We start from the raw sequence: 24,125 nt of genomic DNA on the forward strand, positions 1-24,125 counted from the left end.
CATTATTGGTTGTTAGCGAGTTCTTCTTGTTTGTTTTTCATTACCAGTTGGTCAACCACAAAGTGGCCCAGAGAGCGCCCTTGTTTAACGCCTACTTCAATAGCTGCGCGGTAATGTATACCACCATACATTCTGCTGATGGCTGCCTCATCGGCTGCCGAATTAAAAGAAGAAAAGCTTCTTACGGGCAGGCCATAAGGTAGTTCTGTATCGTCATCAAAGGCAAAATCATCTCCAAAGATCGAAGTCAGTACGGTGGCAGCTGCTCCTGAAACTACCGAATGTCCGCTGGTGTACTCCGGGAAGGGAGGAGTTTGCAGGATAGGCTTCCAGTTTTCATCAATGTGCTGGTTGATCAGCGTCTCAGGACGAATGAGGTTGCTTCGGTATTTCTCGTCCCAGCAGCTGATGAATCCATCAAAGATGGCGATGGAGGTTTTGGTATAGGCGTGCAGGGTAGTCGCAAAATCAAATCCTGATTTTTTGGAAGCGATCTTACATATGCCGATCCAGTGTGCGCCCGGGGTGATCTTTTTTGTGGCAAACATCAGGTGGCCACGTGTTACTGAAACATACGGATTACAATCCCAGAACTGGGCAATGGCCACTTCTTCAGAATTGTCGTCAGTAATACGATTGCTCACCTCATAAACCTCCATCAGCTCCTTGTGGAAATCAGACCCTTCTTCCATAGAAAATGCCGGAGGTGGGGCCGGTTTAAATTGATCAGCTGAATTTAAGACCATGGGTCGGATCTTCATCCAATGCGGCTCTATCCCGTCCATATAGGCCGGTGGAGTGGGTTGCCAACGTGATGGGTCGTCACTGTTAACAGTGAATTTGGGCATGGTTCGGGTTTCCTTGTAGTTATCGTTGCCGAGCCACTGTTTTGCCAGGGTAACCACTTGGTCGGCATACTCTTTAGATGCCTCGAACTCTCTTTCGTTTTGTTCTTGCCATACCCCATAGAGACTGTCTTGAAAAGTTTGCATGCGCTCTTCAGAAAAGATCAGGCTCTTACTTAGCTCCATATGGGCGATCAGGGCCGCCAATGATGCGTTTACCTCGGGATCTTCACTCGCGGGAATTTCAGGGAGGTGTTCTATCTGTCCGTATAAGCTGGGGTAGGCCCCGGTATTTCTCGCTATGATCTCATAGGCTGTGATATTGGGGTAGACGTAGATTCTACTCGCCACGGGAGGTGAAAAGATATCATGGATCATGATCTCGGTTACCTTTTCTACCGATTTGTGAAGGTGTTCTTCACTAATGGTTATAGGCGTCTGATCTGAGGAGCATGAGCTTAATAATACTCCTGCAATAGCTATGATGGTATAAATGGTTCTTTTCATGGTTGTTGTGCTTTAATCTGATATACTTCTGCGGGGCCGTTATTGACGGTAACCAGCAAATAGGGTTGTTTATTAAGTGTAATAATGTTTAGGTGCCTTACAGCTTTTCCACTAAGATTGAGTCCTGATTCATGGGTCAGTACCTGATTTTCGGCATCTGTTATCAACGCTCCCGGAAATCCGTCAAACCTTCCGTGATAGGGTTTAACACCAAAGTAATTCCCCGCCGCCAGCACTTCATCTTTTTGGTCATTATTGAAGTCATAAGAGAGGAAAGTGGTCACCGGAGACTCCTGTAATATATTTGAAAAAGGGATAAATTGAAATCTCCCTCCTTCATTTTTAAGGTACCCTGTTCTAAGTTCGTTAACCTCCAGTACAGTGGCCTTCTCAAGGATTTCGTCCCCAAAGATCTCTTCGGTGGTTTTACCCGCAAAAGAAGTGTAATCAGTGAATGATTTTCTCATGAGTACGGTCATTTGCGAGGCCAGTTCATCAAAGGTTTCCAAAGGATAATAATCTCCGTTCTTTTGGATGCTGACAATGGTTTCTGTAGCCCCGTTCTTATCAAAGTCACCGTAATGCATGATCAACGGATATTTATGACTTGCTTTGAATTTCGTGTTGGTTCCCCAGTTACCCAGGAGAAGATCGGTATCTCCATCGCCATCAATATCATGAGGGTGTACAGCCTGCCAAAGTCCTGACACCTTTTCTTCCAATAGGTTTAATTCCTGTAAGCGGCCCGCGCTGAAAGTAAAAAAACGCGGCGACATCCATTCGCCCACTACAACTAATTCATTTTCTCCATCTCCATTGATATCCTCCCACCGGGCATCGGTGATCATACCCAGGTGTTCAAGGATCTCAGAAGTATAAACTTCGTATCCGTTTTGCGTATTCTCCAGAAGGGCAGAGGCCGGTATGTTCCCATAGTCGTAGGTAATGGCCTGGTTGCCTATAAAGAGATCTGTATCTCCATCCTTGTCAAAGTCTAAAGGCAGGATTACAGAGGCGTTGGTATACAGCTCAGGCAAATTAACCTGATTTAGACTGTCATTGTTGTTTATAAAAAGCCGGTCTCTTAAAGGGGCACTTTTACCATAGAAATTACCTCCGGCGCTTCCCAGTACCAGGTCATTTATTTTGTCTCCGTTAATATCACTGATCAGGGCAGTGACTTCTTCATAGACCGAATCTCTTAGAGCCTCCGGAAGCTCTGTGGCAGTATACCCAAGGTTATTTTGAAGGAATACAGCACTTTTATGGAACTTAGAAGAACCGAAATAGAGATCTTCAAGTCCGTCGTTATTCAGGTCTCCTACGGCCGTAGCCGGACCGCGGTCTGAAATGCGATAGGGAATCAGCTTTTGAGCATTAAAATCAAGGTAATTGTCTTCCTGGTGCACAAAATCGATTCCCAGGGCAGTACTGTCTTTTTCAAACAGTAGTTTGCCCGGACCGTTATTCTTTAAATATGGCTGTCTGTTGTCTCCCGGCTCAAGGGTCATGATCTGGTCGGTTTTTATATCCTCCCACAGTTCGGTGGTGCCATCGGGCCAGATGATTCGCAGCGAATCTAAGGTCTGAGCCTGTCCGGTTCCGAGGTGTATTCGCGGTTGAGAGGAAGCCTGAAACCCTTTTACGGGAAACAATTCCCGATAGGATAAACGGCCTTCTGTATAGCCTAATACCTTGGTTCCTATGCCGTGAGTGTTTGCGCCTTCGAACCGGATATCAAAACTTATTTGATGGTGTTTCTCATCTGCCTCACTCTTGTTCTCCAGGATCACAGAGGGTTCATTCAGGTTGTTCAGTACAAGGTCAAGATCACCATCGTTGTCAAGGTCGCCCATGGCCACAGCAGTGGTAATTCTTTCCTTTTTGGCGATCCACTCCCCGGTCCGGTCTTTAAAATGTAGATCGCTGTTTCCTTCAAAAACATAATTGGGGACAACTCCGGAGGGCATCATATCAAGGGCCTCCTGGTCGATCAGCGAGGTGTTGCTTATCTTGTTCTGTATCTGTTCACTGGAAACAAATCGGACATAATCGAGATCATTAGGTCGCTTTGGGATTCCATTGGCAATGAATACATCGAGTTCGGTATCTTTATTGAAATCGCCAAAGAGGGCGCTCCAGCTCCAGTCGGTAGCAGCGATACCTGACATCAGGGCCTGCTCAGAAAAATAATCGCCCTGACGGTTTATGTGGAGCATGTTTCGGGTGAACTGGTAATGATACCCCAGGTTATTGGTACGCATTTTAAGCATTTGTACATTATCATCACCTTCCGAGGCTTTTAAGGGTTTTTCTTCCTCGGGAAGCATGTCTAATGACAGCAGATCGGGATAACCATCGTGGTTAAGGTCAGCAATGTCATTGCCCATGGAAAACCTGGAAATATGGCCGAAATGTTCCTTCATAAGTTCTTTAAACGTACCGTCTCCCTGGTTCACATAATAATAATCGTCTTCGTGAAAATCGTTACCGACATAAATGTCGGGGTATCCATCTCTGTTAAAATCGGCTACTCCTATTCCCAGTCCGTATCCGTTCACACCGCCGTAAATGCCGGCTTCTTCACTTACATCGGTAAAGGTGTTCCCGTCATTACGAAACAAGCGGTCGCCTGATTCATAGGAGCGTTGCTCCCTCAGGCTTGCCCTGCCAAAAGATTCCTGGGTATGTATGGCATGGTTGAGGAGGTACATATCCAGATCGCCGTCAAGATCGTAATCAAGAAAGGCTGCATTAGAGCTGTAGGTATCCAGGTCAAGCCCGTAACTGCCGGCAGATTCTGTAAAGGTCAGATCTCCATTATTGATGTATAATTCGTTGTAGCCCCGCATGCCCTGCAACCCTACTACAGCACAGACATAAATATCAAGGAGGCCGTCTCCGTTAACATCAGCCATGACCGTACCTGTATTCCAGTCGCTCTTTCCGGCAACCCCTGCCTGTTGGGTAATATCTTCGAACCTCATATTTCCCTTGTTCAGGTAGAGTTTGTTCGGGGTCTGGTTTCCGGAGAAATAGATGTCTGCCAGACCGTCATTGTTAATATCACCCACAGCAACGCCACCACCATTGTAGAAATAGAGGTAGTCCAAAATATTCATGTCATCATCAGGTTCAAGCGTATTTGAAAACCCGATACCTGTTTGCTCCTGACTCAATTCCTGAAATACCTTGTTGTCTGAATTGCAGGAGGCCATCCCAAGAACAATAATAAGACCAATCGTTAAAGATTTAAAGCACTTCATTAAGTCGGTATATTTTGGGTTGATTGTCATTAATGGCAGCTACCAGGTAGGACTTACCATTCTTATCGTGAAAAACTTCCACATGTTTTACTTCATCTCTTATGAAGAAGCCGCTTTCGTTGTAATTTAACCAGTTAAAGTTCATCTGTCCGTCGCCCAGCAGAACGTTTCCGTAGTTGGCGTCAAGACGGGAGAACTGTGGCTTAAATTCAAAATTATTACCCGCCATGATCAGGTCTGTGTGACCATCTCCGTTTACGTCTTCTGCACTAATTCCACATACGCAGGATAGTTGTACCCTGCTGGGAAGGTTTTCTATTCTGTAGTTGCCATCGCCTTCATTGATGGCCATGATCGTTTCTGAGGTGTTAATGATCTTCACCATGGAATTGTTGATCAGATCTTCCGGGAAGAGTTCATCTATTGCCCGTTGTGCATAATCGGATGCCTTAAGGTTTTCCTTCTTCAGGGATACCAGCTGAGCCGTTAGCTCTTTTTTCATGTGAATAGGATAGTCTTTGCCATCCTTACGCTGGGTCAGTATTTGTTCAATAGATCCGTTATTGTCGAAATCGTTTATATAGAGCACCATGGGCTGCTCTTTTGATGGACGATAGATGATATTTGAACCACGGTTGCCGATAATGAGATCCAGGTCTCCATCTTTGTCGAGGTCGGCGCTTTCAATGGTGTTCCACCATCCTGTTAATTCGTTTAAAGCCGAATCTGTGCGTACCAGTCTCCTGCCGTTATTCTTCAGGATCATAGGGCTGCCCCATTCTGCGACGAGCACCAGGTCTTTTTTGCCATCACCATCAGTATCTGCCCATTGTGCATCAGTGATCATACCGGCATCATTCAGGTCATAGGCCAGTCTTTCGGTAACATCATAAAAGTTGCCGTCGCCTCGATTCTCCAATAGGAGGTGGTCAGGGTTTACACCATAGGTACCAACCACACTTCTGCTTCCAATAAAGAGATCAACATCGCCATCAGCATCGAAATCATGAGGGGCAATGACCGAAATATTCTTATAACGGGAGGGGAGGTCGTAGGGAGCCTTTGAAAATTGGCCCTTACCATTGTTCAAATACACCCTGGTTACATAGGTATTTTGCTGACCTACCTGGTTACCGCCGCTGCCAACGATCAGGTCCTGGTCGCCATCGTTGTCGATATCGGCAAAGGCCGCTGCTGTATCTTCCAGACTGGCATCGTTCTGAAAGCTGAGTTGCGGTAAGGCCTTGATTTCGCCGTCTTTTAAATGCCTGTAGATCATTCCCGGCTGTCCTGCAGCTCCGCCTATGAACACATCCTCATTACCATCACCATCAATATCTCCAATGGCAAGGGAAGGACCCTCCTGGGAGACTTTCGCATTGATGAGCCCTTCATAATCGAAATCATTGTAATTATTTTCTTTGTGGCTGGCTAGTTGGAGGCCCTCCACTTCTTCGAAAATCGTCGGTTGTTTTTTCTTCTTATTAGATACTTCAAAAACAGCTGTTGCCTCTCCGTATTTCAGGGTGATCTCCTGGTTCGGATCTACATCGGTTAGCAATTGGGTTTTGTTGTCCGGCCAGATCACTCTCAGAGAATCGATCTTTTTGGCAGTACCCAGGCCTATGGTCATTCCGTATTCCATAGATGACTGGAAACCTCTGGAAGGGTTTAGTTCCTGCATATAGTGGTTCCCGTCAAAATAGAGACGTACCGTACTTCCGATTCCGAATTTGTTTTGGTCGCTGCCTTCAAAATCCAGCTTGAGGTAATGATTTCCGGTAACTTTTTCACTGTTGTTTCTGAATAAAAATGCCTCCATGTTTACGTTGTTCACGACAAGGTCGAGATCACCATCATTGTCCAGGTCACCATAGGCACAACCGTTTGACATGCTTGGAATATCCATACCCCAATCAGGGGCAGCATTGTTAAAGGTGATGTCTTTTTGGTTGTGGAAGGCGTAATTGGGTAGCGGTACTCTTGGCATTTTATTGATAATAGTATCAATGGCCTCCTTTTTACCCGTCAGAGCCATCTTTTGAATGATGTCATTGGCGAAAAAGTCAACAAAATCCAGGTCGGTCAGGTCGTGATTGATCCCGTTGGTTACATAGATGTCGCGAAACCCATCATTGTCCATGTCGAACATCAGGCCGGCCCAGCTCCAGTCAGTTCTGGCTACCCCGCTGAAATGTGCGATCTCAGAAAAGCTTCCGTTTCCATTGTTTAATTGCAGGGTGTTTTGAATATACTGCTGAAAGAAATCTTTGCTTTGCTTGAGCTTGAACACATTGTAGCCCTCAAAGGTCATTACAGACTTGACTCTTTCTTCTGGTTCAGGCAGCATGTCGGTGATAAAGATATCGGCATTCCCATCGTTGTTAATGTCGCCAAAATCCACTCCCATGGCAGAAAGACATAGGTGAGAGGTCCAGCCTTTGATGTCCTCTGTAAAGGTTCCGTCCTGGTTGTTGATATAGAGATAATCTCTCTCATAAAAGTCGTTAGAAACGTAAATATCCGGGTAAAGATCGTTGTTCACATCACTGATCATAACTCCCAGCCCAAATCCTATCAGGCTGCCATAGATCCCGGCATCTTCGCTCACATCGGTAAAGGTACCTCCGTCATTGCGAAGAAGCATATCGCCCACACCTCTGAAAATATAAGGTACACCCTCCCAATCCTGGGCACGTACATCCCTTTGATGAGCATACCCGAGGCTGCTTACAGGGATATTACTGTTGTTGAGTATATAGGCATCCAGATCACCGTCTTTATCGTAATCAAAAAAGGTGGCGTGGGTACTGAAGCCTGTTTCCGAAAGGTTGTATTTGGCGGCCTGTTCGGTAAAGGTCAGGTCTCCATTATTGATGTAAAGGTCATTGTCGTGGTTGTTACCCTCAAGGTTTCCGGCATTGCTTACATAGATGTCCAACAGGCCGTCATTATTAATATCCACCATATTAACCCCCGTAGACCATGGTTTATTACCTTCAACTCCCGCTGCTGCAGAGATATCCTCAAAGACCATGTCTCCTTTATTGAGGAAAAGCTTATTCGGACCCATATTGGCAGTCATATAGATATCAGCCAACCCATCGTTATTGATGTCACCAATGGCAACCCCACCTCCGTTGTAAAAGTTCCGGTATTTAAATATGTTGAAATTCTTCTGATTTTCAACCTTATTAAAGAATTGAAATCCTGTTTCTTCCGGGGCCATCAGGGAAAACAAGGTCTCTTTGTTTTCGCCTTCGGCAACTTCGGCGTCTTTGTTCTCTGCACAGGAACTTAGAATTAATGCCAGCAGCGTGGCCAGGTAAAGATTACTTTTTCGGATCATAATCAGTGGTCTTTATGGGTTCTAAAAAAAGGGGTGTGTCGTTGTTTCTGCTAACAACCCAATAAGGGCTGCCATTTATGTTTATTGGCTCTATAGCTTTCATAGGGCCTGTCAATCCCGCTATTTGAGCTAATTGAAAATTTCCTTCCCGGTCGTTCAGTAATACCACACCTCTGTTACTGTCAAGGCGTCCCAGTTGGGTCGAGATCTCATAGAGGTTTCCTACCAGGATAAGGTCATTAAATCCGTCCCGGTTCAGGTCGGTTACGGCTATATCATTGACTGTCGAAGTCTGGGCTTCAAAGGGGAGAGGCTTTTTGGTGAAACTGCCATTGCCATCATTGATAAAAACAGAGCTTCTTAATTCATTGGTGATCTTGACGTCGGCATTGTCCAGGTTCTCCCGACCGAACAGATCTTCCATGGAAGCTGTTGAAAAATCGGTGTAGGAGAGGAACCTTTTATTCAGAAAAGGCATTTGCTTACTTAGTTCATCTTTCGAAGAAAATGGGGTTTCAGTGCCTTTGTAGTAATAACTGATCACAGTTTCTATACTGCCGTTCCCATCCATATCCTTACGGTACAATCTAAGCGGGGTGTCTTTTTTAGCCCTGAGCCTGGTATTACTCCCCCAGTTTCCGGCTACAAGGTCTGGGTGACCATCGTTGTTGAGGTCGGTAACCTTAAGGGTATTCCACCAGCCGTGTGAGTCATCGAGTCCGTTAGTTTTCTGTAGATCGAATCCTTTTTCGGTATTGATAAGAATAGAAACAGGCATCCAGTGACCCACTGCCAGAATATCAAGGCGATCATCCCGGTTAATATCACTCCAGATTAAATCGGTCACATTTCCTAAGTTTCTGAGATCGGGTGCCTTTGTATCAGTGATATCAGAAAATTGGCCATCACCATTATTCTCTAAAAGGTATTGAACAGGGGTTGCCCCGTATTGGTGGGTAGCCAGATCAGAAGCGATCAGAAGATCAAGATCACCATCGTTATCATAGTCTGCCGCCTTCACCCTGGAAGCATTAACATAGAGCTCTCCAAAGGCATCTTTTTTTTCCAGGAATCCCGTTTCGGTTTGCAGGTATAATTTTGGTTGCAGGGGCCGTCCTGTTCTGTACTCATTGCCCCCATAAACCATAATAATGTCATTTAAACCATCTCCGTTAGCATCGATGATCAATTGGTCGGTACCCTCAGAATCGGTGTCTTCCTCAAAAACTTTTGGTGAAGCATTGATGAAATTACCTTCGGAAGTCTGATATAGCAAAGAGGCAGGCTGGCGTTTGCCACCTCCGAAGCAAAGGTCGTCCAGGTTATCACCATTCAGATCGCCCACTGCAACCCTTGGACCCAGGTTGGTGGAAGCGTATGGAATTAATGGATTTACGTTAAACTCAAGGGTGGGTTGGTCGCGGTGCCTGAACCCTGTATCAATGACTGTGTTTTTTAGTAAAGGTGCACTGTTTACGTTCAGAGTATAAGCTGCTTGATCGGGGTTATGATCTTTCCATTGAAGGGTCAATGTGGTGTCTGCCGGAATTTGCGTAAGCAGCTCCCCACTGCCATCAGGCCAAATGACCCTGAGAGAATCGGCTGTGGTTGAGTTGCCCATACCCAAATGAATACCGGAGGCATTGGCAGAAAGATATCCCGCAGTAGGATGATATTCTTGCAATACCGGAGAATTTTCCTTTGAATACAAAATAAGTTTGGCGCCAATGGCCATGGTGTTTTTATGAGACCCCTCCAAATGTACAGTGATGGCATTCCCTTCTTCGATATCATTTCGAATGATATAGGCCGGTGCGTTGATGTTATTCACCACCAGGTCGGGGTCATGGTCGTTGTCCAGGTCTACAGCAAGGGCACCATTGCTAAAAGATGGTGGATGTTCATTCCATTGACCGGGTTGGGTGAATTCATTTCCTCCTGTATTTTGAAATAACATATTGGAGGTCTTCTTAGAAGGGAGCTTGTCAATAAATTTCAATTCATCAGCACCCATATTACTGCCCAGTTTTTTCTGGATCTCCTCATTGGCAATAAAGCTTACAAAGTCCATATCGTTGGTAGCGCCGGGAATACCATTGGTTATGAACAGGTCACGGTAGGAGTCATTATTGAAATCGGCAGAAACAGGAGCCCACGACCATTCACTGGCAGCGATGCCGCTCTGATAGGCGGTTTCTGTAAATACGTTATTCCCCCTGTTAAGGTGAAGGGTGTTTTGCATATACTGTGGCTGGTACCCGTTTCGCAGGTAATTTTGGTAGATGTGGTAGGGGTACTCGAGGCCTGAAGTCTTATAGGTGGATAGATCCTCCGGAAGCATATCCACAGAAATGATATCCGGAAGCAGGTCGTTATTTATATCTGTAATGGCATTACCCATAGAGAAATGAGAGGTGTGCCCCAGGTGATCACCGTTTTCATGGATGTCGGTAAAGGTGCCATCGGTATTGTTGAGGTAGAGGTAATCGTTTTCAAAAAAATCGTTGCCAATATAGAGGTCAGGATAGCCATCGTTATTCAGGTCTCCTATGCTTATGCCAAGGCCATACCCGGTTTTTCCGTTGTGAATGCCTGAAGCAGCAGTTTCATCTTTGTAAAAACCATCGTGATTTCGGTAAAACCGATCTCCTGAAAGAGTGTCCGGAATGTCTCTTAAAGCACCCTTTCCGTAATTACTGCTGGGGTGTACGGAGTGATTGAGCAGATACATATCAAGATCACCGTCGAGGTCCTGGTCAAAGAAGGCTGCCTGTGTTGAAAAGCCACTAAAATTCAGGCCGTATTCTTCAGCGGCCTCGCGAAAAACAGGAATTCCGTTTTGGTCCGGCCCCTGGTTCAGGTATAACAGGTTATGTGTGCCTTCGGCAGCTATCGGAGAGACTTTACAGATATACAGGTCAGGGTACCCATTACCGTCAATATCAACGATGGTTACTCCCGTGGTCCAACTGTCATCTTGTGTCAAGCCGGACTTTCCGGTGATTACCTCAAATTGAAAATTCCCTTTGTTCAGGTAAAGCTCATCCTGTTTTTGATTAGCGGTAAAGTACAGGTCAGCCAGGCCGTCCTTGTTAAAGTCAGCTGTAGCAACACCACCTCCATTATAGAAGTACAAATAATTCAGGATGTTCAGGCTTTCAGTGTTGCTGATATCGTTGGAAAAAGTGATTCCGGTCGATGACGCCTCCAGGTAGGTGAAAGCTTTGTGCTCTTGTTGACAGCCCAAGAGCGCCAGGCATATAAGCAGACTGATATGTAGGTTAAGTAGCGTTTTCATTATTGGTTGATCTCCTGATTACCGGTGTTGATTGGTGGCCGGGAGTCGGGGAGTTCAAACATAGCTTTTTAAACAAAAAAAAGCTAACGGTGGGTTAGCTTATTTTTTTGGCAGTTGTTGATGTTGTAACTATTCGAACTCTTTGTAAAAATAATCATTTACAACCCCGGTAAAGATTAATAAAGAGTCAAAAAGATTAATGAAAAATTAATAAGCTAAATGAATGACTAAAATCAACTGATGATGCTGTATATTTTACGAATATTACATGTAATGAAGACCAGGAATTTTTTTATCGGATTGTTCGTGATGTCGGTTGTCGGACTAATCTATGTTCAATACCAGTTTTTGAGGGTTGGTTTGAACCTGGCTGCTGTGCAGTTTGATAACAAGATGGGGGAGGTGGTTACTGATATAAGAGAGGGCCTGGAATATGAAAATCAATTGAGTTTTCTCTTAGGAAAGGCCATCACGCAGGATGATAGTTACTTCAGGTTAAGTATCGACAGTGTACAGGATGCCTCCCGATTCTACCTGAATGACTTTGTTAAGGGGGTGTTGGTCAAGCATGGCGTAAACAGCGATTTCACCTATCGGCTTAAAAATAAAGATACCTTGGTGTATCTTCATAGTCCTGAGGTTTTAAAATCTGAAGGCAAAGTTTTGAGCTATCCTGTTCATCTGGAAGGCTATTTACCTGCTCTTAAGGATGCTCCGGTGATATTGGAGCTCAGATTCAGTGACCTGAACTCCTATTTTATGCGGCAGCTTAACGGGCTCACGATACCGGGGGCTATTTTTCTCTTGATCATTACTGCGGTTGTGATATGGGTGCTTAAAGGATTTTTGCAGCAGCGTTCGCTTATCACGGTGACTAATGAATTTATAAATAACCTCACCCACGAGTTGAAAACCCCGGTGTTTTCCATTGGTTTGGCAACCAAATTGCTGGCCGAAAGGGAAGATGTGGATAAAAAGGAGGTAGCCGGTATCATCCGTGTTCAATTAGATAAATTAAAAGCCCAGATAGATCGTGTTTTAGAATTGGCCGGCCTGGAAGAAAAAGGGGAGGTGCTCAAACGGACCCGACTGGATCTCGCAGCTTTGCTTAGGGAGAGTGCTGAAGAGTTTGAAGGCGTGGCCGCTTTGGAGGCAGTAGATTTCAGCACGCGTATCCCTGAAGGTCAGGTATGGGTGAAGGGAATGAAATCATACCTGAAAAATGTTACAGATACGCTATTGGACAATGCGAAGAAGTATTCAGCTGATCCAAAAAGAATAGTTTTGGCCCTGGAGGCCGATGATAAGTACGCCCGGATTTGTGTGGAGGATAATGGGATCGGAATCCCTAAAGAAGATCAAAAACGTATTTTTGAAAAGTTTTACCGGGTAAGCTCAGGAGACCTGCATGCTGTAAAAGGTTATGGGCTGGGATTACATTTTGTAAAACGGATCACAGAACTGCATAAGGGAAAGGTGTTGCTTAGGAGTCAACCTGGAAGCGGGTCTGTGTTTACCATTCAAATCCCTTTGATTTAAGTTATGGAAAAGAATGCATCATTGTTGCTGGTTGAAGATGACCAGGCCTTAGGATACCTCCTGAAGGAGTACCTTGGTATGAAAGGTTTCGAGGTTACTTGGGAAAAAAATGGCAAAGATGCCCTGGAAATTCTTAAACATGAGCAATTTGACCTGGCTATCCTTGACGTCATGATGCCCGAAATGGATGGTTTTACCCTGGCCGGAAAAATGGTGGAGGAATATCCCGGGCTGCCATTTATGTTTCTGACTGCCCGCTCCTTAAAAATAGATGTGCTGAAAGGGTTCTCCCTCGGAGCGGTTGATTATTTGAAAAAACCGGTGGATGAAGAAGAGTTGGTGGTACGCATTAATAACCTGTTACGTCTTGTCAAGAACACGCGAAAGAAGGTAGAAACTGCTGGGCCTTCTGTGATCTCTCTTGGAAAATATTCTTATGATCCCGGAAACCTGTTGCTTACCTGTAATGGTGAGGAGATCCGGTTAACCGGTCGGGAAAATGAATTACTGCAATACCTGGCAGAACGAAAAAATAAGGTATGCCGTCATAGGGATATCCTGGTTACCATCTGGGGGAAGAACGATTATTTTAATCGTAAGAGTTTGAATGTGTTTATTACCCGATTACGGAAATACCTCGAAAAAGATGATAATGTAAAGCTGGAGAATGTGCATAATGAGGGGTTTGTTTTGAGGGTGATGGAGTGATGTCTTCCGCTACCTATGCTAATTATGAAATCGTGACATACTCCCTCCTTTCCAAGGAGGGGTGCCCGCAGGGCGGGGTGGTTAGAGTAAGTGAAAAAATCAACCACAAAAAAAGAGGGCCTATCAGCCCTCTTTCCAATTTTATACTACTTTCTAAGTCCTAGTACCCTGGGTTCTGAACCAGGTTAGGGTTAGAAGATAATGCAGTTGAAGGGATCGGATACAATACTTTAGTATCGTCTCCTGAGATCTCCTTGTACGACCATTCATTTGTGAATTGTCCGAAACGAATCAGGTCATTTCTTCTCCAGAACTCAGCATAGAACTCACGTCCACGCTCATCAAGAAGTTCCTGAGCACCTACGCTTCCAAGAGCGCTGGCACCTCTGAGAGTTCTCAGAGCGTTAACATCTGCTGTAATATCAGCTCCCATATACCATTCGGCTTCTGCTCTCATCAGGTGAGCATCTGCGAAACGGAATATAACCTTATGTCCGGCAAAAGCACCGTTTTCAGGGTGATACTTTATCACTCGGATACCGGTACGCTCGTCATTACCTAATAATCCGGGAAGCTCTTTTGTAAAGATCAAAGGATTACCAGGCCTGTCGGTCATAGCATTTCCGTCCTGGTCGTATTGTTGACCGATAAGGAAACCATATCCTATACCCAGGTTAGAACCGTCGGTAGGAACAAATCCTCTTCGTGGCTCCTGTCCGGATCCCGGAACGTTGATGTTCGGATCTCCTTCGAAAAGATCGTAGAATTCAGCGATGGTAGAGAATCCATTCCATCCACCTCCTTCGTTGTCAGGAGAATTTTGCTTATAGTGCAGTCCGTTCCACATTTGGTTACCCACACTGGCAGTTACATACCAAATGGTTTCAGTATCCTGAGCGTCGGTAAATAGTTCAAAGTAGTCACCGTTGTGCAGTGAAAAACCGGCTCCTTCGATCTCGTCAACCAAAGTAACCACACGGTTCATATCAGCATTGTCAGGCGTACCGCTTCCGTTGTAAACATGACGGTTTAATAACACCTTAGCCAATAAAAATTTAGCAGCTTCTGCTGTGGCTCTGTTGGAACCACCTGCAGGTGCATCCGGAAGATCCTGAATGGCCTCTTCCAAATCCTGGATGATAAAATCAGTAGCTTCTGTTCTGCTCAAAATTACAGGCAGTTCAGTGTTATCTGAATTTACATCTCTGAAAGGAGCTTGTCCGTAAAGGTCCACTACCCAGAACATAGAATATGCTCTCAGGAATTTGGCTTCAGCCACTTCCTGGGTGGTAGGGTTACTTTTCGAATCGATTACCGCAGAAGCGTTAAATACATTGCGGTTCATGTTGTTCCATACGGCACGCACAAATTGGTGGTTGGCATCCCAGGTGTGCGAGTGCAGCGTACGCCATACCCCGTTGTCTCCCCAGTCTGTACCACGTGTTGGTACCAGGAATTCGTCAGTACTAACCTCCGCCATGGCGTAAAGATCAGCCTGGTTCTCGAGTTGACCCCGAACATCATTATAGACATTCTCCAATACACCGGCAGCGTCTACTCCGGTAAACTCACCCGATTGGGATCCGAAAATGGAATCGGTCTCTTCGATCTCCAAATCCGTACAGCTGGCAAAACCAACAGCGAGCAGGGTCAGGAATAAAGGTTTAAAATTCATTTTTCTCATTCTTTCAATTTTTAAAAGGTTGCACTTACACCAAACGAAATCGTTCTTGGTCTAGGGAAACTTGAATAATCAATTCCTAAAGACGGAACGTTGTTCAAAGACTTATCTACATTCACCTCGGGATCAAGACCGCTATAGTCAGTGATCACGAAAAGATTTTGTCCGGTTAGTGACAGTCTCATACTGTTAAAAGACCCTTCTCCGCTTAGCGGAACGTCATAAGCCAGACTCAAGGTTTGCATTCTGAGGAATCCTCCATCTTCCAGGAACCTGGTAGATACATCGGGTGCGTTAGCAGGTGATTCCCCATTGGTTAGCACATCGGTGGTAACATTCTTACCTCCGTTAATAATACCGGCGGTAAAGAAGGCGTTAGCCGTATTGTTATAAATATATTGACCGTACTGTCCGGTAAGGAAGGCATCCATACTCCAGTTTCTCCAGGAGAAAGAAGTATTGAAACCAAGGTTTACCTTTGGTAAGGCAGATTTACCTATAAGTTGCTGTACATCACCGTTTGGATAGATAGAAATACCATTCTCATCAAATCCTCCGAACTCTCTTAAATAATATGAGAATAATGGCTGATCGGTGATAAGTAACTGAGCAAAGGCTCCGGTAAGTCCGTTACCGTTGATCTCTCCGGTTTGTATCTGTACACCTTCCAGGTTCTTAACTTCGTTTTCGTTATACGAAATGTTGAATCCGGCAGTCCAGAACAGGTCTTCCTGCTGAATGAAATCATAGTTGATGGCAAATTCCACCCCTTTGTTGATCACATCAGCATCAAGGTTCTGGAAGTTAAAGTCCTGAGGAGACGGAGCAGCTGTTTCCGTTCTTAACAGAAGGTCAGTAGTGTTCTTGTAATAGAAGTCTAAAGATCCGTTCAGTCTGTTCAGGCCTAATCCGAAGTCAAGACCGATGTTGTACTGAGCGGTAGATTCCCACTTCAGATCGTCCTCCGGTAAAGATTGGATAGAAAGTCCGGGAACCTGAATGTTACCGTTGTTCTGGATACCGATACCGGCATAGCGCTCACGGAAGAGGTAGTTACCATATCCAAGACCATCCTGGTTACCGGTAATACCCCAACCTAATCTCAGTTTCAGATCAGAAAAGGAATCACCCATAAAATCTTCTTCGTGAAGCTTCCAGGCAAATGCCGCAGATGGGAACCATCCGTATTTGTTGTTTGGTCCGAAACGTGACGAACCATCCACTCTTAAAGTACCTGTAAGAAGGTATTTCTCAGCGATGGTATAGTTTACCCTACCAAAGAATGACTGCAGTTCATCAGTGAAATCAAAACGGTCATAACCGGCAGAAGCAATTGGAATACTTCCAGGGAGCGGTGCAGAGGTCGCATCGTCAGTAAAGAGACGGTTGATGGCCAGTGCATCCTGGTCCGGAGAGTAAATGATCTGCTGGTATTCTCCATCAACAGAGCCTAATAAGATATCTTTGGTTCTGTTAAGATCGTTTCTCATATCCTCGTGTTCGCTGCTGCTGTAACCAAAACCTAGGGTAGTGTTACCATATCTCTGGAAGCTCTGATAAGAATAACCTAATAAGGCCTCAAGAGAAGAGTTTCCGAATTCTTTATTGTAAGAAAGCGTAGCGTCAAACAGTCGGTTCAATTGGTTTACTTCACTAAGTACTCCACGACCATTACCAACGGTACCGTTGTTGAAACCGATCACGTCACGTGTCAAGGTCTGGTTACGGTCAGACTGTGAGTAGTCATAACCATAGATCACCTTAGCTTTCAGTCCTTCTACTATCTCATATTCTGCAGAAGCATTGAACAGTACTCTGTTAGTATTGGTAAGATCTTCGTATTCAACCAAGAGGTTGGCCGGGTTTAATTCGGCACCTCCCGGATCAAAAGTCGGATCATTCGGGTAGGTCGGATTTGCAAAGTAAGCAGCACCTAAAAGGTCACCCTGAGATCCTGCATTTCTTGTAATAAGCGGAGCTTCATCGTTTACTCTTGAAAGTGTACCGTTGAAATCCAGTCTTAATTTATCGTTTAATAAACGCTGAGAAAGGTTTAATCTTCCTGTAATTCTTTCCTGTGAAGAATTTTGAACAACACCAAATTGATTTTGGTAACCGAAAGAAGCACGTACATTCCCTGAGCCATAGTTGTTCGAATAAGCCACATTAGCTACCGGAGATAGCGGCGAACGCAATACCACTTTTTGCCAGTCGGTATCGTTGCCGAAATCAAGAGCTGAAGGGTCATTTCCATATTGGGCGATCCCGGCCAGGTATTGCTCACGATCTAACAGATCAAAACTTTTGGCAGGCTCGGCATAAGCCATATTCGCGTTCACTTCCCATACACCTCCGGCACCGGCTTTACCACTCTTGGTAGTAATCAATACAACCCCGTTAGCACCTCGTGAACCATAGATGGCGGTTGCAGAGGCATCTTTCAGGATGGAAATACTTTCAATATCAGAAGGGTTAAGGAAGTTTAGCGGGTTTCTGGCAGAAGTAGCACCGTTACCCACATCACTACCACCACTCTGGGTGTCTTCGGCAGCTAATGGCACTCCGTCTACAACAAATAGCGGGTTGTTGTTAGAACGAACCGAAGCCGTACCCCTGATCCGGATGTTAACTCCGGCACCGGGCTCACCACTGGTCTGGGTGATCTGTACCCCTGCAGTTTTACCCTGGATCAATTGTTCAGGGGATGAAATAACCCCCTTCTGGAAATCGTCAGAGGAAACCACGTCTACCGCACCCGTAGCATCTTCAATAGCCTGGGTACCGTAACCAATAACCACTACTTCGTCAAGTGCCTGGGCATCTTCCTGAAGCGTTACGTTAATGGTAGATTGACCGTTCACAGGTACTTCCTGTGAAACGAATCCTACGTAACTAAACACCAAAACCCCGTCTGAGGGAACATTTTCAAGGGTGTAGTTACCGTCAAAATCGGTTTGAGTCCCTATGCTTGTTCCTTTTACCAGTACATTCGCACCGGGAAGCGGACCAGAAGGGTCGGAAACCGTACCACTTACAGTTTGGGCCTGGGTTAGGGCAAAACATAGAAATGCCCCTAAAAGCACCATGGCTTTAAGTAAATTGTTTTTCATACAGTTAAATTTAAAGTTCAAATAGTTAGCTTCTACAATAACTGCCCTTGATAATTACATTTTGTTGTAGGTAATTTAGGCATTGCAGAGGTTGTGAATATAATAAAAATTAGATAACTATTTTAAGAATATTTGGGCAGACCACCTAAAAAATAAGGGCTTCGGTAATCCGAAGCCCTTATTGCAGGTTGTTTGTCGGTATTTTTAGCATTTCAACTATTCTTATAGCAGTTGAAAGTAATTTCCTAAAACTATTGAGTTTTAAAAATTCTGCCGGGAGATCTCGAAGTATTTCCTTGAGGGTCTGTGGTTTTGATGCTCCAGTAGTATACGGTACCTGCCTGCAAACCTGTAACTTCATACGTTTGTGCCGTAATTCCGGAAGCCTCCTGCTGCGTTTTGCCATCAGTTGTATCCAGGTACAGGGCGTACACAAGTTCCTGGCTGTCTACATCGCTGCCCTTCCAGGTAAATGTAACTGCGTTTGCTGCAACGGTACTTCCTGAAGAAGGTCCGGTGAGTTCAGCTGGGAAGGGTGCGTAATTGCTTATACCTTCGCCGGCCAGGTAAAACCTGCGTGATGCGGAGGTGGCGGAATTCTGCGAACCTGTAGCTAATGAAGTGACCCACCACAAATAGGGCACACCTCGTTCAAGGCTTACAGCGATCTGCGTGCCGGTTGAAGGATACACAGTTGAGATGTTGGTATTCAGGTTGGTGACCTCCAGTTGATAGCGATCGGTATTTTCTGAAGGGTTCCATGAAAAGGTCACCTCGCTCATACTGCTAGAAATGATGTTACCGTCGTAGCACACCTCGTTGTCTGCCGGAAGACTAAGGGCAGCTGGCAACGGATCGGGTACAGGTTCCGGTTCTGGGGTATCTCCCGATTCACCGCCACAGGAGAGCAGAAGCCCTCCCATGGCTGCTAACAAGGTGTTTCGGAATATGGATGGTATCATAGATCTTATCATTGTTTCACGATTTTAAAAGTTTCCTTAAGATCACTGCCTTCAATATGAAGGAGGTATAATCCCGGAGTGATGCCAATTAAGGAAACACGATTGTTCATTGTTGAGTAGCTGTTTACCTCACCCTTTTGGATCAGGTTGCCCAGCAGGTCATAGATAAAATAGGTGGCCGTTGATTCTGACGGCAGGGAAATATTAATATACGACCTGGCAGGGTTAGGGTAGGCCATAGCATTTTCTCCCACGAAGATGGTTTCCTTGAATTCACCCTGGCAATCAACAGCGGTCTTAACACTCAATTCATTCCAGCCTTCTTTCAAAGGCAGGTCGTAAGTACTTTTTGAGGTCTCATAGGTGTACCCGTTCAGGGTAATGATATAGCGTTCGCCACCCTCCATGTCAAGAGAAAGACTTCTTGCCGAGGTATTGACCTTGCTGGAAACAGCCAGGTCTTCGGGCTGGGTGATCAATACTTCGAAGCACTGTTCGAAGTCAGGCTCTGAAGCAATGGTAAAGCAAATTTCATAGGTGCCTGCTTCCAACATTTCAAGACTCCATTCGGTACCGTTAAAGGTATCTGAAGTCTGGAGGTTGGTGCCTGTAATATTCACATTGTATTCTAATACCTCTTTTGTCGTCACTGAAATGCTGCCGTCATCACTGTTTCTGCAGCTTTCTCCGGTGGCCAGCAGGGTGAAGTTGTCTGCAGGTAGGGTGAAGATCTCACAACCTTCAAGGTTGACTGTTGCGCCCAGAGGAGTATTGTTACAAAGGTCATCTGCATCGGCTACCCCGTCGTGATCGGCATCAGGAATGTTGTTGTCGGGGAATAAGGAAGAAGGGTTATTGGCAAACAACCTGAATTCACCAGGGGCCAGTTCTATGGTTTGATCAAGACTGGTTACCACGTATTTCTTATTTTCCTCAAGCACCTCATACCAGGCTCCGGTCTCAGCAAAATCGGGGGTCATGGTGATCGGCGTCAATCCGAAGTTGGCGACCACGGTTACAAATTTAATAGCATCGCCGGTGGCGTTAGGGTCGGTCAGCGTAATTTGCTTGATACCGCTGCTGCTGCCAAGGTCAAGGGTGAACTCGGTGGTTTCGAAGATAGCTTCTCCTGTGCGCAGTTTGATCAGATCGCTCCAGCTGTCGTAAATGGCCTTTCTTTCAGGATCATCAAAATATTCCCATAGAATAGGTTTGTTGCCTGTTCTGTCAGGCACGTCTATACTAATGTCATACCCTAATTCTCCAAACTGCCAAAGCATTTTCGGGCCGGGAATGGTGAAGAACATACCACCTGCAGCCTTCATACGATGGAGAGCTGTGTTCAGGTTGGTTACGTTATAACTGCCTTCTGAGTTTCCGAATTGCAGGTTTTTAAACATAAGGCGCTCTTCATCGTGGCTTTCCATATAAGAGACCGCAGAAGGTTGTTTAAAGCCTTTTACTTTCCAGGAAGCTCCCGAAAAATCAGATCCGCTGTTGTATCCCATGGTAGCTTCGTTATAAGGTCCGGTCATCTTGTTCCAGAGCATAATGCCTTTTCCTTCATCAATACGGTAGTCGGCCCATTGTTCTTCTTCCTGTAGGCCTCCAAGGTGCTCGAAGATCACTAAGAAGTCGTCGTCCATTGCCCATTGGGTGTCAGCATACCCTTTCAGTACAGCAACACGGTCTGCCTGGGTAGCATTGGTGCATCCCTCATTAGAACCACTACAATTCTGGGTAAAGCCTTTGGTAAGGTCCCAGCGAAAGCCATCGATTTTGTATTCTTCGATCCAGTATTCAAGGGTTTGGTTCACATAGTCTCGGGTGCCCTGGTAGGAATGGTCGAAATCATTGAATACACTGTAGCTGTGGGTGGCGGAGGTGTTAAAGAACGGATTTTCTTCTGTTGGGGCTCCGCTTGTTGTGCCATTAGTGGCATTCCATAGGCGCACATAGGGATGCTGCCCGGTGGCGTGGTTATACACCACGTCAACGATCACGGCCATCCCCCTGGCATGACAGGCATCAATGAGTTGTTTAAAGGCTTCGGGACTTCCGTAGTATTTATCCAGGGCCATGTGGAAAGAGGGGTTGTATCCCCAGCTTTCGTTTCCGTCAAATTCGTTAACCGGCATCAATTCGATAGCGTTAACGCCTAATGTTGCCAGGTAATCTAGACGATCTTCTACGGCGGCAAAGCTGTGGCGTTCGTCAAAATCACGGATCAGCAGCTCATAGATCACCAGGTCTGTTTTTGATGGAGGAGTAAATCCGGTGGTGGCTGCAGACCAGATGTATTCAGGATCTCCGGTGCGCAATAAGGTTACTGCTTCCGATTGTCCTTCGGGATAAGCCGGCAGGTTCGGATAAGTTATGTCAGTGATGAATTGATCGTTCCACGGATCAAGAATAGTCGTAGAGTAGGGGTCTGCAATATTGATGCTGAGGTCTACCAGGTATTGAAAGCTGTAGTTTGTTTGTGGGGTTAGCCCGGTAAGTTCCAGCCAGAATTGTCCGGTGGTTGGATCTTTTTTCATCAGGTAGTCGTCACTGATCTGCCAGTTGTTAAAACTACCGATCACGTGTGCAAAGCTCTTTCCCGGAGCAAAGAGTACCAGGGTAGCTTTGGTGGGGTCTGCTTCGTTATAATTGATCCCATTTTTCAAACCTGCAGGCAGGGCTTCCTCAACTACGGTTGGAGGAATGAGATAGGTAAAGCTTTCGCTAAGGGTCTCTGAACCGTTGGTGGCGGTGAGGGTAAAATTGGTGGTTGCGTTCAGGGGTGCTGTAGTAAAGGTATACTCAGTGATCCCGGTTTGACTGTCTACTTCCACGTCATTGGCAAGCAGGGTGAATGTAGAGTTATCTGAGGTTACTGCTTCAATGGTTACTGCGGTACCTGCGGCAATTTCAGTTACTTGTTTAGTCGGATTAATTAGGGAAAGCTGGTAGCCTCCTACTTCAGCAAAAAGATCCTGTGTTTTTTTGTCGCCGGTTCCATTCTTGGCCTTGGCAAGAAAGCCAATCCGACCGATTCCTGTTCTGTTGTAAAGGGTAGTAGGGGTAAAGGTGAAGCTGTAACTGCCATCGCCATTGTTGACCATTATCTGGGCTTCGTTGGAACTCTCCCAGGTGCCATTGGTAGGGGAGTTCTGTTCGTTGGTGTCGTTCTCATCGTAAGACCACATCCACATATAGAGGTCGCTTACGCCCCATTGGGAGGGGTCAACGCCTGTTATGGTGATCGTGATCTCTGTATTTTCTCCAAAGGTGGGAGGGTCAATACTGGCCGTAGCGTTTTGCTGTTGGGCTCCCGCAAGCAGGGGGAGGGCCATCGCAAGAAAAAGGAGTAGAAATTTTTTCATAGAAATTTTGGAATTATAATAAGAAAGGGTTGATGCGCTATGGCATCAACCCTTTTCTAAGTCCTTATATACTATTGAAATAATACATTATTCAAAAGGATACAGGTTGTAAGTTGGATTTCCACTGTCGCTGAAATCAAGCATGATTCGGTTGGTTCCTGCAGTCACCGTAATATCAGTTCCGTCTTGTTCAAGGACTCCATCCGGCTCATTGTCTCCGTAGTTTAATCCCCAATCTTCATTCACTCGGAATTTGATAGCACCGTCAACCAAAGTGATATTATCAGCATAGAAAATACCAGGCTGGATCTCAGTTAAGGTAGCATCAGGTCCGGCGTTACCCCAGTCGTTGTAACCTGAACCAACTACACCATAAGTGCTGGTTTCTTCGATAGCGATAGTTCCGTTTTCAATATCAAGAGTTACCAGGTAGAAACCTGCAGTAACTACGATGTCATCACCACCTTCTTCAATAGTTCCGTCTGCACCGGAATCACCGTAGTTCAGTCCCCAATCGTTGTTGAAACGAACTTTCATAGCTCCGTCAAGAAGTTTAACTCCTGCTTTAAAGGTGTTTGTGGTATAATCGTAGTAGAAAGGTGCGTCAGGCCCAAGGTTACCCCAGTCATTGTAGGCAGATCCTACAATCCCCCAAGAGTAAGCCTCCAGGCTCCAGGTGTTATTGTTGGTGTCAAGCGTTACTTTGTAACGTCCGGCTGCATCAACAACAATGTCGGCACCATTAGCTTCTACAGTTCCATCTGCTCCGTCATCACCAAGGTTGTTACCCCAGTCATTGTTTTCACGGAATTTCATAGCACCGCTGTTCAGGTAAGCATAAGCTACAAGAACTCCGCTGCCATCGTCATACATTGGAATATCAGGATATGCTCCCCAATTGTTAACAGCAGACCCTACAAGACCCCATGAAGCAATCGTGATACCACTTCCGGCTCCGGCGTCTTCGATCATAGAGATGGTCATAGCACTGATGTCTGAAGTTTGGTTTACGCTGTTTGCAGCTCCGGCATCTCCAACGAAAGCCTGCACACGGAAGTAAACTTCTCCTGTGTTGTTAGGTTGACCATCTTCTCCGTTGGTTGACGGATCAGAATCAAGGCCCATAGCCTCAGCCATTCCCAGCAGGTCTCTAACCATCACTGCCTGGTTAGTAGCATCGATAGTACCTGAGGTGTAATCTATCGTTGAGAAGTCAGCATTTACTGATCCTTCAAGGGTGTAGTTTACAGGGGTTGGTACATCGAAATCTGCAGGACTCCATACGAAACGCTCAGCAACGTTTGAAGAGGTCTTAGAAGAGATCAGGTATTCATTTTCGATGGTATTGGTGAATACAAGAGCTTCTCCCGGCTCAGTAGCCGTGATCACCAGGTAATCTTCATTGTCGCAGGAGGTGAATCCTACCCCCATGGCAGCGGCCATGGCAAAGTACTTTATGTTTTTGAAAAACTTTTTCATTTTGTAATAGTAT

11 protein-coding genes are annotated in these 24,125 nt (G+C 45.5%); 2 read left to right on the forward strand and 9 right to left on the reverse strand.

Translation table 11 applies throughout. The annotated features are described in order from the left end of the window. Window positions 1-2 precede the first annotated feature (2 nt). From E7Z59_RS05360 to E7Z59_RS05375, 4 genes are read right to left on the reverse strand one after another with little or no spacing between them, the layout of a single operon-like run. Complete coding sequence (locus tag E7Z59_RS05360) at window positions 3-1,352, reverse strand: vanadium-dependent haloperoxidase (RefSeq protein WP_136335247.1); 1,350 nt, start codon at window positions 1,350-1,352, stop codon at window positions 3-5. Then, the gene (locus tag E7Z59_RS05365) at window positions 1,349-4,618 is read right to left on the reverse strand and encodes a VCBS repeat-containing protein (RefSeq protein ID WP_136335248.1); all 3,270 of its coding nucleotides are present in this window, start codon (window positions 4,616-4,618) and stop codon (window positions 1,349-1,351) included. The genes E7Z59_RS05360 and E7Z59_RS05365 overlap by 4 nt, the downstream gene beginning before the upstream one ends. After that, window positions 4,605-7,967, reverse strand: a complete 3,363-nt coding sequence (locus E7Z59_RS05370; RefSeq protein WP_136335249.1) for a VCBS repeat-containing protein — start codon at window positions 7,965-7,967, stop codon at window positions 4,605-4,607. Before E7Z59_RS05370 ends, E7Z59_RS05365 begins: the two co-directional genes overlap by 14 nt. Further along, window positions 7,951-11,265, reverse strand: coding sequence for a VCBS repeat-containing protein (locus E7Z59_RS05375; RefSeq protein WP_136335250.1), 3,315 nt, complete (start codon window positions 11,263-11,265; stop codon window positions 7,951-7,953). Before E7Z59_RS05375 ends, E7Z59_RS05370 begins: the two co-directional genes overlap by 17 nt. A gap of 240 nt (window positions 11,266-11,505) precedes the next feature. Between E7Z59_RS05375 and E7Z59_RS05380 the strand changes: the two genes are divergently transcribed. Together E7Z59_RS05380 and E7Z59_RS05385 are read left to right on the forward strand one after the other, a co-directional pair. Further along, window positions 11,506-12,804 carry a sensor histidine kinase gene (locus E7Z59_RS05380; protein WP_242015610.1) on the forward strand — a complete coding sequence of 433 codons (1,299 nt, stop codon included), beginning with the start codon at window positions 11,506-11,508 and terminating at the stop codon, window positions 12,802-12,804. A 3-nt stretch (window positions 12,805-12,807) separates the two neighbouring features. Next, window positions 12,808-13,512 (forward strand): response regulator transcription factor, encoded by a 705-nt coding sequence (locus tag E7Z59_RS05385; protein WP_136335251.1) that lies wholly within the window; start codon window positions 12,808-12,810, stop codon window positions 13,510-13,512. Between the two features lie 160 nt (window positions 13,513-13,672). Here E7Z59_RS05385 and E7Z59_RS05390 read toward each other — a convergent pair whose 3' ends face one another. The 5 genes from E7Z59_RS05390 to E7Z59_RS05410 all read right to left on the reverse strand — a co-directional run bounded on the left by E7Z59_RS05390 (window position 13,673) and on the right by E7Z59_RS05410 (window position 24,112). Further along, entirely contained in the window at window positions 13,673-15,196 is a 1,524-nt protein-coding gene (locus E7Z59_RS05390; protein ID WP_136335252.1) for a RagB/SusD family nutrient uptake outer membrane protein, read from the reverse strand. A gap of 11 nt (window positions 15,197-15,207) precedes the next feature. Next, window positions 15,208-18,303 carry a SusC/RagA family TonB-linked outer membrane protein gene (locus E7Z59_RS05395; protein ID WP_136335253.1) on the reverse strand — a complete coding sequence of 1,032 codons (3,096 nt, stop codon included), beginning with the start codon at window positions 18,301-18,303 and terminating at the stop codon, window positions 15,208-15,210. A gap of 251 nt (window positions 18,304-18,554) precedes the next feature. Beyond that, entirely contained in the window at window positions 18,555-19,277 is a 723-nt protein-coding gene (locus E7Z59_RS05400; RefSeq protein WP_136335254.1) for a hypothetical protein, read from the reverse strand. Next, window positions 19,274-22,633, reverse strand: a complete 3,360-nt coding sequence (locus tag E7Z59_RS05405; protein WP_136335255.1) for an alpha-amylase family glycosyl hydrolase — start codon at window positions 22,631-22,633, stop codon at window positions 19,274-19,276. Before E7Z59_RS05405 ends, E7Z59_RS05400 begins: the two co-directional genes overlap by 4 nt. A gap of 87 nt (window positions 22,634-22,720) precedes the next feature. Next, the gene (locus E7Z59_RS05410; RefSeq protein ID WP_242015609.1) at window positions 22,721-24,112 is read right to left on the reverse strand and encodes a SusE domain-containing protein; all 1,392 of its coding nucleotides are present in this window, start codon (window positions 24,110-24,112) and stop codon (window positions 22,721-22,723) included. Window positions 24,113-24,125 lie beyond the last annotated feature (13 nt).

It is taken from the genome of Robertkochia marina (assembly GCF_004799345.1).
GTDB lineage: Bacteria > Bacteroidota > Bacteroidia > Flavobacteriales > Flavobacteriaceae > Robertkochia > Robertkochia marina.